The 11,752-nt window shown below is 55.9% G+C and carries 13 protein-coding genes and 1 riboswitch; of the genes, 4 read left to right on the top strand and 9 right to left on the bottom strand.

The window, feature by feature from the left end:
* Positions 1–53 precede the first annotated feature (53 nt).
* From AC3EMD_RS25985 to AC3EMD_RS25960, 6 genes are all read right to left on the bottom strand, one after another.
* Entirely contained in the window at positions 54–878 is an 825-nt protein-coding gene (locus tag AC3EMD_RS25985; protein WP_002884590.1) for a PTS system mannose/fructose/sorbose family transporter subunit IID, read from the bottom strand.
* A gap of 11 nt (positions 879–889) precedes the next feature.
* Positions 890–1,690 (bottom strand): PTS mannose/fructose/sorbose transporter subunit IIC, encoded by an 801-nt coding sequence (locus AC3EMD_RS25980; protein ID WP_002884608.1) that lies wholly within the window; start codon positions 1,688–1,690, stop codon positions 890–892.
* Positions 1,691–1,755: 65 nt separating this feature from the next.
* Positions 1,756–2,250 carry a PTS sugar transporter subunit IIB gene (locus tag AC3EMD_RS25975; RefSeq protein ID WP_004151751.1) on the bottom strand — a complete coding sequence of 165 codons (495 nt, stop codon included), beginning with the start codon at positions 2,248–2,250 and terminating at the stop codon, positions 1,756–1,758.
* Complete coding sequence (locus AC3EMD_RS25970) at positions 2,250–2,657, bottom strand: PTS sugar transporter subunit IIA (RefSeq protein WP_002884611.1); 408 nt, start codon at positions 2,655–2,657, stop codon at positions 2,250–2,252. Before AC3EMD_RS25970 ends, AC3EMD_RS25975 begins: the two co-directional genes overlap by 1 nt.
* Positions 2,658–2,666: 9 nt before the next feature.
* A complete protein-coding gene (locus AC3EMD_RS25965) occupies positions 2,667–3,470 on the bottom strand; it encodes an SDR family oxidoreductase (protein ID WP_002884614.1) in 804 nt (267 codons plus the stop codon).
* Between the two features lie 70 nt (positions 3,471–3,540).
* The gene (locus tag AC3EMD_RS25960) at positions 3,541–4,488 is read right to left on the bottom strand and encodes a sugar-binding transcriptional regulator (RefSeq protein WP_002884616.1); all 948 of its coding nucleotides are present in this window, start codon (positions 4,486–4,488) and stop codon (positions 3,541–3,543) included.
* A gap of 349 nt (positions 4,489–4,837) precedes the next feature.
* On the opposite strand from AC3EMD_RS25960, the gene rluF reads away from it, so the two are divergent.
* Positions 4,838–5,713, top strand: coding sequence for a 23S rRNA pseudouridine(2604) synthase RluF (gene rluF / locus AC3EMD_RS25955; RefSeq protein ID WP_302073844.1), 876 nt, complete (start codon positions 4,838–4,840; stop codon positions 5,711–5,713).
* Here the strand turns inward: rluF and AC3EMD_RS25950 are convergent.
* The gene (locus AC3EMD_RS25950; protein WP_012969166.1) at positions 5,710–5,982 is read right to left on the bottom strand and encodes a YjbD family protein; all 273 of its coding nucleotides are present in this window, start codon (positions 5,980–5,982) and stop codon (positions 5,710–5,712) included. The two genes, rluF and AC3EMD_RS25950, sit on opposite strands and share 4 nt — an antisense overlap.
* Before the next feature lie 199 nt (positions 5,983–6,181).
* Here AC3EMD_RS25950 and AC3EMD_RS25945 point away from each other — a divergent pair, with 199 nt between their 5' ends.
* Together AC3EMD_RS25945 and AC3EMD_RS25940 are read left to right on the top strand one after the other, a co-directional pair.
* The gene (locus AC3EMD_RS25945; protein WP_302073843.1) at positions 6,182–6,571 is read left to right on the top strand and encodes a type II toxin-antitoxin system RelE/ParE family toxin; all 390 of its coding nucleotides are present in this window, start codon (positions 6,182–6,184) and stop codon (positions 6,569–6,571) included.
* On the top strand, positions 6,535–6,873 hold the full coding sequence (locus tag AC3EMD_RS25940) for a helix-turn-helix domain-containing protein (protein ID WP_302073842.1): 339 nt from the start codon (positions 6,535–6,537) through the stop codon (positions 6,871–6,873). The genes AC3EMD_RS25945 and AC3EMD_RS25940 overlap by 37 nt, the downstream gene beginning before the upstream one ends.
* Positions 6,874–6,909: 36 nt before the next feature.
* Here AC3EMD_RS25940 and panS read toward each other — a convergent pair whose 3' ends face one another.
* Positions 6,910–7,839 (bottom strand): ketopantoate/pantoate/pantothenate transporter PanS, encoded by a 930-nt coding sequence (panS, locus tag AC3EMD_RS25935; protein WP_002884627.1) that lies wholly within the window; start codon positions 7,837–7,839, stop codon positions 6,910–6,912.
* A gap of 139 nt (positions 7,840–7,978) precedes the next feature.
* Entirely contained in the window at positions 7,979–9,328 is a 1,350-nt protein-coding gene (gene lysC / locus AC3EMD_RS25930) for a lysine-sensitive aspartokinase 3 (RefSeq protein ID WP_008807318.1), read from the bottom strand.
* Between the two features lie 179 nt (positions 9,329–9,507).
* Positions 9,508–9,743, bottom strand: a riboswitch (Lysine riboswitch).
* A 349-nt stretch (positions 9,744–10,092) separates the two neighbouring features.
* Here lysC and pgi point away from each other — a divergent pair.
* Positions 10,093–11,742 carry a glucose-6-phosphate isomerase gene (pgi, locus tag AC3EMD_RS25925; protein WP_008807317.1) on the top strand — a complete coding sequence of 550 codons (1,650 nt, stop codon included), beginning with the start codon at positions 10,093–10,095 and terminating at the stop codon, positions 11,740–11,742.
* Positions 11,743–11,752 lie beyond the last annotated feature (10 nt).

Below are 11,752 nucleotides of genomic sequence, written 5' to 3'. Positions count from 1 at the left end.
ATCTTTCGGGGCTATGTTGTTGACGTCACCCCGGCATCGCCGGGGCGGAATAATCAGGACAGAAAGCCAAGGGCGTTGCCGATAATGCCTAAGCCGAAAAGGGCGAAAATCAGCCAGACCGGATTCACTTTCTTGTTCAGCAGACGCACCATCAGTAGCGTCAGGCCCAGCGCCAGCAGGCCGGGGCAGAGCTGATCGAGGATGTTCTGGACGGTCATCGTGACGGTGGCGCCGTCTGCACCGGGCGTTTGGGAAACCACCAGCGGCACATTGATGGTGGTCCATTTGGTCACCAGCACCCCCATGACAAACAGGCCGAGAATGGAGGCGCCTTCGGTCAGCTTCTGCAGCAGGTTACCGCCCATATCGCTGACGATATTGACCCCTTTACGGAAGCCCAGTTGCAGGCCGTACCACTTCATTGCCAGCCGCACTGCATTGAAAATAAAGAAAAATAACAAAGGTCCCAGAATGTTGCCGGAGAGGGCCAGCGAGGCGCCAAGGGCCGCGGTAATCGGCCGCAGCGTGCCCCAGACCAGCGGGTCGCCGACGCCGGCCAGCGGGCCCATCAGACCCACTTTGATGCCGTTGATAGCGCCATCGTCAATGGCCGCGCCGTTAGCCCGGGCCTCCTCCATGGCGGCGGTGACGCCGATCACCGGGCCACACACCGCCGGCGTGGTATTAAAGAACACCAGATGACGCTTCAGCGCCGCGACCTGATCGGCTTTGAGCGGATACAGGCGTTTGATCGCCGGGATCATGTCGTAGCAAAATCCCAGGCCATGAATACGTTCGAAGTTAAAGGAGGCCTGCTGGAGGTTGGAGCGGAGAAACATGCTCACCAGGTCGCCTTGCGTGATTTTTTTCTGTTCCATTTTCGGCTCCATTAGTCGTCAAGCTGGTCAAGGGCGGGGGCAGAGGGGGCAGTGGAGGCGGCGGGTTCAGCCTTACGCCACTGTGGATTGAGCTGGATGTAGATCAGCGCGATGATGACGCCCACGCCGCCGAAGGCCAGCAGGCTGAAGTCGAGATAACCCCCGGCGAGAAAACCGAGGAAAAAGAAGGGCATCAGGTACTTCACGCCCATCATTCGCAGCACCATCGCGTAGCCCACGACGACAATGAAACCACCGGCAATCTGCAGGCCGCGGGTGACGAATTCCGGGATCGCGCTGAGCATACTGCTGACCATGTCCGCGCTAACGAACAGCGAGACCACCAGCGCCGGGATTGCCACGCGCAGTGCCTGCACCCCCAGTGCGGAGACATGCAGCAGGTCGATGGTGCGAAAGCGCGCCTCCTCGGCCGCTTTGTCCGCGGCGTGCTGGAACACCACGGTAATGGTACGGGCGAAAACGGTCAGCACCTGCCCGGCGGCGGCCACCGGCAGAGCAATGGCGATACCGGTGGCAATGCTCTGGTGGCCCACAATCACCAGAATGGCGGAGATAATGCTGGCCAGCGCCGAATCTGGCGACTGCGCTGCCCCCACGTTCATCCAGCCGAGGGCGATCAGCTCCAGCGTACCGCCGAGCATAACCCCGGTTTTTAAATCGCCCAGGATGAGGCCAATCACGGTACAGGCGATAAGAGGCCGATGGGTCTGAAATTCATCCAGCACGCTGCCCATTCCGGCAATACAGGAAAAAATAAATATGGCTATTATCTGTAGGGTACTAATTTCCATAATTTTTGACCTTTAAGGTGTGAGTCATCCTGCCTGCTACGGCATATCACAACAGGCGCTATTTTTTATTCGCAGAAAGCTGTTTCGTTAATTTTGTCGAGAATATTGACTGACGGATCTGATGCGACCACGCGTAAATCGAGTTTTACGCCCAGTTTATCGAGTTCACGGAATGCCTGAATATCCTGCGGATCCAAAGAAACGGCTTTGGTTAGCTGTTTTTTACCGGGTCGCCAGGCCATGCCACCAATATTTAACGTGGCGATCTGCACGCCCTGGCGCACCATCGTTAAAACATCGTGTGGATTGGTAAATAAATAAAAGACGGTCTCGTCCTGATATTGCGGGTTATGATAGACCGCAACCGCTTTTTCCAGACTGACAACGTTTACCTTCATGCCTGGCGGAGCCGCCTGGCGCAACAGGGTCCGGCGAACCTCATCGTTAAATACATCGTCATTGCAGATAATTATCCGCTGGGCGTTGGCGACTTTTGACCACACGGTGGTGACCTGGCCATGAATCAGTCGGTCATCAATACGGGCGAGGGTAATTTGCATCAGAACTCCTCCTCAACGGTTTCTGGCTGCTGCCAGACCACACAGCACTGACTGGCGATGGCCTGCAGATGCTGGCATAAGTCATCGGCGCTCAGGGTATGCTGGTTATCCACCAGCTCGAGCGCCAGCGGCAGCGACAGGCCGCTAATCACCCGGATCTGCGGGTGACGCATTGCCAGCCCAGCTGCGGCATTCCATGGGCTTCCGCACTGCAAATCTACCGCGATTACCCACTCCTCATCGGTGTGGGCGCTTACTAACTTTTCCAGGTTAATGGCGATATCCGCCGCGTTTTCGCCGGGGACAAACGCGACGGCGCTGACGTTAACCTCGCCGTAGACCATGCATACCGAATCAAGCATGGCCCCGGCCAGCTGGCCGTGGGCGCAGAAGATAGCGTGAACCATACTGCCTCCTTAACCGCGCGTTTTTCCGCCGGCAATGTTAGTGGTGACTCCGGTGATGTAGCTGGCGCGCGCTGACAAGAGATAGCAAACAAAATCAGCCACTTCCGAGAGCTTTCCTGCCCGCCCGATGGGAATGGCGTTTTTGGTATATCCCTCGCGAAGTTGCTCGACGGTGATATTGCGCGTCCAGGCCAGCGCCTCTTCATATTCCGGTGTCCGCAGACCGGTTTTTTCGAGGATCCCCGGCGCAACGCCGACCACGCGGATCCCATATTTACCCAATTCTTTGGACCAGGAGCGGGTAAAGCTGTTGAGCGCGGCCTTGGTCGCGGCGTAGCAGCTTTGACCTTCAGAGCCTTCCAGGCCGCTCTCCGAAGAGACATTGACAATCACACCGGCGCGCTGTTTGACCATTTGACGCGCCACCGCCTGCGACATGAAAAACACCCCTTTCTGGTTGATATTGACCATTTTTTCAAAAGCGGCTTCGTTTAATTCATAGCGGCCGGCCGGTGCTTTTTCGTCGACTAATAAACGCGGGAAATTCACGCCAGCGTTATTGACCAAACCATCAATACGCGACCAGCGCTGAATAATGGCATCGATAGTCTGTTGCACCTCTGTCGCGCTGGAAATATCCGTCGGCCAGAAGTGATAATTATCGCCATTGTGATGACGATCGCCGCCATGAATATCAATCATCTGGACATGAGCACCTTGTGATAATAATTCATCGACAATGGCAAGCCCAATTCCCGAGGCGCCGCCGGTCACGATAATGACGTTATCTTTTAAATTTAACCAGGTATTCATTATTCACTCCCATTTCTTTAGATAAAGGGATCCCCCGCAGCGGGTGCTGCGTGAAATCATATCCTGTGTGTTATTTCAGTAATAACTCAGCCGTTTCTCTGTTTGTCACCAGACAATTAATATAGCGTCCGTGCAATGCGCCAAGAATGCCAGAGTATTTCTCTTCCCCCATGGCGATGCCGATGGAATAGCGAGCCTGGCGCAGCTTCGCCATTTCGATCGACAGGGTTTTTTCGCTCATATTGGTATCGACTAACCCGCCGTTAATATCGTAGAAACGCGAACAGATATCCCCGGCGACGTGGCGGGCGTTGAGATCGTCGCTCTCTTCGCTGCCGTAGAAGGCGTGCCAGTTTGCGCCGTCGCGAATGGCCGGTGAACCAATACCCACCAGCGCCACATCCAGGCTGTCCCAGTAGGATGAGATGGTTTTAAAGTGCTGGGACTGCATGATGCCGTTGCGGATCAGCGGGTTATCCAGCAGGGCTGGAAAATCGGCAAGGTGGGATTCCGCTTTCAGTCTGGCTGCCGCGCCGTAGGTTAAGGTGTTCACATGGTAGCGGCTCTCCAGTTTACCGGAAGGTCCACCGATGATGGGGACGCAGATCACCTGGCGTGACTGGCTGGCCTGCGGCAGGTTCTCCACCAGCGAACGCACGGCGCGGCCCCATGAAAAACCGATGATATCGCCTGGCTCCAGCAACCGATCGACAAGCAGGGCGCCATGCTGGCCCATCGCACTCAGCTGTTCTTCTTCCAGCAGCCCATCGCTGCTGGCAACCACCGCCTCTTTCAGGCCAAATTTTTGCTTGAGCTGTTGCTCGAGCCACAGGTTTTCATTGTAGTCATAGTTGATGGCGATGGTAACAATGCCCTGCTCGCGGCCGCGCTTCAGCAGGCGACTGATGGTGGTGCGATAGATCCCCAGCTCGCGAGCGATTTGCGCCTGAGTCATATCCTGCTCGTAATAGAGCTGGGCGATTTTGACAATCAACCGGATATCATCGCTGTTTTCCATGGTCATCTGCAGGCTCCTGCACATTTGTGCAAATCGCGGGTTTGTGCTGTTGATCTGATATAACCCTATTAGAGCCACCGTTTAAAGCGATTTTCTTTTATTTCATCACCCTAATCTGGCGAATAATCTTGCACATTTGCGTTATCAATAGCGGGTTGTTGGCACCTTTGTGCATTGCACGCTAAATCGCTGATTCTGTGATATTTCATCATGCAAAGTTGCCAGGCGTTGAGCGGGACACTTTTGTGAAAAAAGGCGTAGTCGATCACACCTTGCGCCGGAGGGCGCAAAGGCACATCTTTTTTCTCGCCCACAAGGTAGGGTATATTTCGCTTTTACAGGAGAATCTATGCTGCCCGACTCATCAACCCGATTAAATAAATACATCAGCGAAAGCGGCATCTGCTCGCGTCGCGAAGCGGACCGCTTTATTGAACAAGGCAACGTCTTTATTAATGGCAAGCGCGCCACCATTGGCGATCAGGTGAAGCCTGGTGACCTGGTCAAAGTGAACGGACGGTTGATTGAGCCGCGTGAAGCGGATGATCTGGTGCTGATTGCGCTGAATAAGCCGGTCGGTATTGTGAGCACCACCGAAGATGGCGAACGCGACAATATTGTCGACTTCGTCAACCACAGCAAGCGTATCTTCCCTATTGGCCGTCTGGATAAAGATTCTCAGGGGCTGATCTTCCTCACCAACCACGGTGATCTGGTGAACAAGATCCTGCGTGCCGGCAACGACCATGAAAAAGAGTATCTGGTGACGGTCGATAAGCCAGTGACCGATGAGTTCATTCGCGGGATGGGCGCGGGGGTGCCGATTCTCGGGACGGTGACGAAAAAATGTAAAGTGAAGAAAGAGGCGCCGTTCGTTTTCCGCATCACTCTGGTGCAGGGGCTGAATCGCCAGATCCGTCGTATGTGCGAGCACTTTGGCTATGAAGTGACGAAGCTTGAGCGTACGCGGATTATGAACGTGAGCCTGACGGGGATCCCCTTGGGGGAATGGCGTGATCTAACCGATGACGAGTTGATCGACCTGTTCAAGCTGATTGAAAACTCCTCTTCCGAAGCGAAGCCGAAAGCCAGGCCGAAGGCCAAAGCGGCGACTCCCGGCATCAAGCGCCCGGTGGTGAAGATGGAAAATAGCAACGATAAGGGCCGCCCGGTTGGTAACGGGAAACGTTTCACCCAGCCGGGACGTAAAAAGAAAGGGCGTTAACGCCTGCCGCGGGTCGGCGTATTCGCCGACCAGGAAAAGGTCGCTTCTTTATCCGTTTTATAAGCCTGCTGTTTTTTCACCTGGCGGGCTTTCTTCGCATCCGCTTCACGCTGCGCCATCAGCTTATCGATATATTCCTTTTTCACGCTGTTCGTTTCCGCATTGCTCAGCGGGCGGCCATGCGCAATGCGCGCGCGGTCAAGCAGCGTTTTCAATTCGCGCTGTTCGCGCTCGGTCATCTCTTTTTGTGTAATACGGGGGAGTGCCATGGTGGTGCCCTCAGTCAGACCAGAGCACCCAGTGTACGGCAATCAGCGCAAAATAGAACGCATCCGGAAAGCGCCTCGCAGAATATTTCCCTCGTTCGTGACCAGTGCGCGGGTCTGGCTTAGGGTAACGGCACGCCTACTGGCCAACGACGACAAATTTTGGGCGGGAGATGTATAAAATTTTATACAAGGATGTGGTATGCTCAATCAGCAACAGAAATTAAGGCGTATCGTCTGGATGGGCTCTTCCTTTGACGATCTGCGCCAGTTTCCTGAGGACGTCCGCAGAGATGCCGGATTCCAGCTTTATCGTTTACAGTCGGGTTTAGAGGCTGCGGACTGGAAAGCGATGCCTCAACTGGGGCGGGGCGTTGAGGAAATCCGCCTGCGCCACTTTTCCGGTGCATATCGGGTAATTTATCTGGCCCGTTTTGCAGAGGCGATATATGTCCTGCACTGTTTTAACAAAAAGACGCGACGTACCGCCGAACACGAAAAACAGATTGTCAGAAACCGTTTGCAGGTTATACAGCAGGAACACAGGAGTCATAAATGCATCGTAAGAGGGTGGATGGTATTCGTCATGTGACCTCTGAAGAGAGCAATATATTCAGTGAACTGGGCTTTGATGATGCTGACGCAGAGCAGCTTCGGGGACAAGCGGAAAAAGAAGTTGAGCAGTTGATGGCGCTTAAACGACAGTTAATGCAGGAAATCGCTGAGTGGATAGATGAACATCAATTGAAGCAGGCCGATGCTGCCGCGAAGTTGAGCATTTCGCGCCCGCGTATTTCAGATGTGGTCAATCAGAAAACCAGTAAGTTTACCCTGGATGCGTTAGTCATGATGTTAATGAAGTTAGGTAAACCAGTACGTTTGCAGATTGGATAACGCACACGCCCGGGCCTGCGCCCGGACGTATCACGCTCAGCGCTTGTCGGCTTTTTTGGCGATAGGCTTTCCTGACCAGTACCCGGCCAGCAGCGAACCGGACAGGTTATGCCAGACGGAGAACAGCGCGCCTGGCAGCGCCGCCAGCGGGCCGAAGTAAATTTTACCCAGCGCGGCCGCCAGGCCAGAGTTCTGCATCCCCACCTCGATCGCCAGCGTACGGCAGGTGGATTCATCAAAACCAAACAGACGTCCGCCCCAGTAGCCGCCAAGCAGGCCAATGGTGTTATGCAGGATCACCGCGATAATCACCACCAGGCCGACGGAGGCGATATGGGCGGCGGAACCCGCCACCACCGCGCTGATGATCGCCAGTATGCATACCATCGAGAAAGCGGGCAGGAACGGCTCTACCGCTTTCACCACCTTCGGCAGCAGATGATGGACAATCAGTCCCAGCGCGATGGGGATGACCACAATCTGCAGAATGCTGAGCAACATGCCCATGACGTCGACCTGAATATGCGCGTCGACGTACAGACGGGTGAGCAGCGGTGTCGCCACGACGCCGACGAGGGTGGAGACCGAGGAGATGGTCACCGACAGCGCCACATCCCCTTTGGCAAGAAAGATCATCACGTTGGAGGCGGTCCCGCTGGCGACGCTGCCGACCAGCACCATCCCGGCGGAAAGCTCCGGCGGCATATGAAACAGCAGCGCCAGCAGCCAGGCGGCGAGCGGCATCACCAGATAATGGAGAAAGATCCCTGCAGCGACCGGCGCCGGGCGCGACAGGACGCGTTTGAAATCCTCCAGCTTCAGATGCACACCCATACCGAACATGATCAGCATCAGCAGGGTGGTGACCCATGGGCCAATTGGGGTGAAGGTGGTGGGAGTGTAATAGGCCAGAACGGAGAGCAGCAGTGCCCATAACGGGAACAGCCGCGTCAGAGTTGCGAGCATGTTGTGTTCCTTGCGATACGCGAACCGGGCCGCGCCATCCCGATGGGGCGGCGAGCAGGTCCGCTGGTTGTGTTGATGTTGTTATAAAAAAGCCGGGTTCGAGCCCGGCTATAGGTATTGTTTATCGTGCTAAGAAATTTTATTCAAACAAATTGTGATGCAGCTTCTGCACCACCTTCTCCGCATCGGCGCCAGGCACCAGGAAGCAGAGGTTATGGCTGGAGGCGCCATAGCAGATCATGCGGATATTAAACGGCTCGAGGACGCCAAAGACCTCTTTGCCGACGCCGCAGGCTTTCGACAGCTCATTGCCAATCAGGGCCACCAGCGCCAGGTCTTCCTCCACTTCCACGCGGCACAGCGAGGAGAGTTCAGTCAGCAGCGCCTGGGTCAGCAGGGTATCGCCTGCAGAGGTTGAGCCGGTGGTATCCATGGTCAGGGCCACGCTCACTTCGGAGGTGGTGATCAAATCGACGGAGATGTTATGGCGCGCCAGAATGCCGAATACCTCGGCGAGGAAGCCGCGGGAGTGCAGCATATTCAGGCTGTGCAGCGTCAGCAGCGTCTGGCGGCGACGCAGCGCCAGCGCGCGGAACAGCGGCGGGTTCTCGGTGGTTTTACACACCAGCGTACCGCCCGCTTTAGGCTCTTTACTGGAGCCGACAAACACCGGGATATCGCTGCGCACAGCGGGCAGCAGGGTCGCCGGGTGTAGCACTTTGGCGCCAAAGGTGGCCATTTCCGCTGCCTCTTCAAAGGCGATGACGTCGATGCGTTTCGCCGCTGGCGCCACGCGCGGATCGGTCGTATAGATCCCGGGCACATCGGTCCAGATATCGACGCGGGTGGCATTCAGCGCTTCGCCGAGCAGAGCGGCGGTATAATCGCTACCGCCGCGGCCGAGGGTGGTGGTGCGGCCTTTCGCTTCGCTGCCGATAAAGCCCTGCGTCACCACCAGGCCTTCCGCCAGGCGCGGCGCCAGCTGCTGCTGGGTCAGTTCGGCGACGGCGGCGATGTCCGGTTCGGCGCGGCCAAAGCGATCGTTAGTGCGCAGCACTTTACGGGCGTCAAACCACTGCGCCTGAATACCGCGTTCACGCAGAATTTCTACAAACAGCAGGGTGGACATCAGTTCGCCATGGCTGACCAGTTCGTCGGTCAGGGCGGTCGAGGAGGCGAGCGCGGCGGCTTCCGCCAGCGTCGTGATATTTTCCAGCAGGCGCTCAATCTCTTCGCGGATCACGTTGGGATAGCGCAAACGCTCCAGAATATTGAACTGGATCTGGCGCAGAGCATCCAGCTGGGAAAAACGTTCGGTGGGTTCCAGCCCTCCCGCTAAGGCCACCAGAATGTTGGTCACGCCGGCGGAGGCGGAGAGCACAACAATACGGGTATTGGCATCGAGCAGCGCCACATCGATGCTGCGGTTCATAGCGTCAAAATCGGCAACGCTGGTGCCGCCAAATTTGGCGACGACTAGATCTGTCATAACAACCTCGTGTCAGGGGGCCTGACTTATTAAAACGATTCCTGAACACCGATCGTGGCAGGGGCTGGACGCCGCCGGATCGCAACAAAATGTCTTAATAAGCCAGGCCAAATTATTCAGCCATGGCACAAGGGAAGAGCGATAAACAGGGTGGCGCAGAGTGATAAACAACTACGATGTCACCCAGAAGTGCTCCACCTTGTAGACCCGACTCACCGCTCTGGGCGCTGAGGTGTTCGGGTATGAAACGCCCGACTGCGAACGTTTCTGGTGACAACCCAGGGGATTCAGCCCCTGTGGCCGGTGAGGAGCGTGACCAGACGCTCTTTCACCTCGGCGTTGCTCCCCCTCACGTATTTTCCCCGGACTGGTTCCTCCAATACGGTTACCTGGGCAACGCACCTCTTCTGGCAATTACCGACGTCTTTCACCTGGCCGGGGGAACAGGGACATTATATCCCCCGCGAATACCCTTTCGCTGTAGCGTGAAATGCGCGAGCAATAGATACCTACCAATACGTAAGCACTGCGGATATATAAAGGCTTAACACCAGCTATGTCAACGCTGCGGTTATGCGGATTTTTCATGCCCCTGCGGCTAACAGAAAAAAGCCTTATGATAGCTATACTAATGGGGCTTTTTACTCCGTTTTGACCCGATTCCTGACCGGCGTCAGGGACAAGTCACAAAAATCATCACAATTTTCCGTCACCGGCGCTACAATCGACCGAAGTCACAATCTCAAATCAGAAGAGTATTGCTAATGAAAAACATCAACCCAACGCAGACCTCTGCCTGGCAGGCATTACAGAAACACTTCGACGAAATGAAAGATGTCACTATCAGCGAGCTGTTCGCCAAAGATAGCGACCGTTTTTCTAAGTTTTCCGCGACGTTCGACGATCTGATGCTGGTGGACTTCTCCAAAAACCGCATCACCGAAGAGACGCTGGCTAAACTGCAGGATCTGGCGAAAGAGACCGATCTGGCAGGCGCCATTAAATCGATGTTCTCCGGCGAAAAGATCAACCGTACCGAAGACCGTGCGGTACTGCACGTCGCGCTGCGCAACCGCAGCAATACGCCGATTGTGGTTGATGGCAAAGATGTGATGCCGGAAGTGAACGCTGTGCTGGAGAAGATGAAAACCTTCTCAGAAGCGATTATCTCCGGTAGCTGGAAAGGCTATACCGGCAAACCGATCACCGACGTGGTTAACATTGGTATCGGCGGTTCCGACCTCGGTCCGTTCATGGTCACCGAAGCGCTGCGTCCGTACAAAAACCACCTCAACATGCACTTTGTCTCCAACGTCGATGGCACCCACATCGCCGAAGTGCTGAAGAACGTGGATCCGGAAACGACCCTGTTCCTGGTGGCGTCCAAGACCTTCACCACCCAGGAGACCATGACCAACGCCCACAGCGCGCGCGACTGGTTCCTGGCGACCGCGGGCGACGACAAGCACGTGGCTAAACACTTCGCCGCGCTCTCTACCAACGCGAAAGCAGTTGGCGAGTTCGGCATCGACACCGCCAACATGTTCGAATTCTGGGACTGGGTTGGCGGCCGCTACTCCCTGTGGTCGGCGATTGGCCTGTCCATCATTCTCTCCGTGGGCTTCGACAACTTCGTTGAGCTGCTGTCCGGCGCGCATGCGATGGATAAACACTTCTCCACCACCCCGGCGGAGAAAAACCTGCCGGTGCTGCTGGCGCTGATCGGTATCTGGTACAACAACTTCTTCGGAGCAGAAACCGAAGCGATTCTGCCGTACGACCAGTACATGCACCGTTTTGCCGCCTACTTCCAGCAGGGCAACATGGAGTCCAACGGTAAGTATGTTGACCGTAACGGCCACGCGGTAGACTACCAGACTGGCCCGATCATCTGGGGTGAGCCGGGCACCAACGGTCAGCACGCGTTCTACCAGCTGATCCACCAGGGCACCAAAATGGTACCGTGCGATTTCATCGCCCCAGCTATCACCCACAACCCGCTGTCCGACCATCATCCGAAGCTGCTGTCCAACTTCTTCGCTCAGACCGAGGCCCTGGCTTTCGGTAAATCCCGTGAAGTGGTCGAGCAGGAATACCGCGATCAGGGTAAAGATCCGGCGACCCTGGAGCACGTGGTGCCGTTCAAAGTGTTTGAAGGCAACCGTCCGACGAACTCCATCCTGCTGCGTGAAATCACCCCGTTCAGCCTGGGGGCGCTGATTGCCCTGTACGAGCACAAAATCTTCACCCAGGGCGCGATCCTCAACATCTTCACCTTCGACCAGTGGGGCGTTGAACTGGGCAAACAGCTGGCTAACCGCATCCTGCCGGAGCTGAAAGACGGCAGCGAAGTTAGCAGCCACGACAGCTCAACTAACGGCCTGATTAACCGTTATAAAGCCTGGCGCGCATAATCTTGCGCAG

Source organism: Klebsiella sp. PK18 (assembly GCF_057784655.1).
Note: the sequence above shows the minus strand (reverse complement) of the source record. Positions and strands in the feature narration are given on the sequence as shown.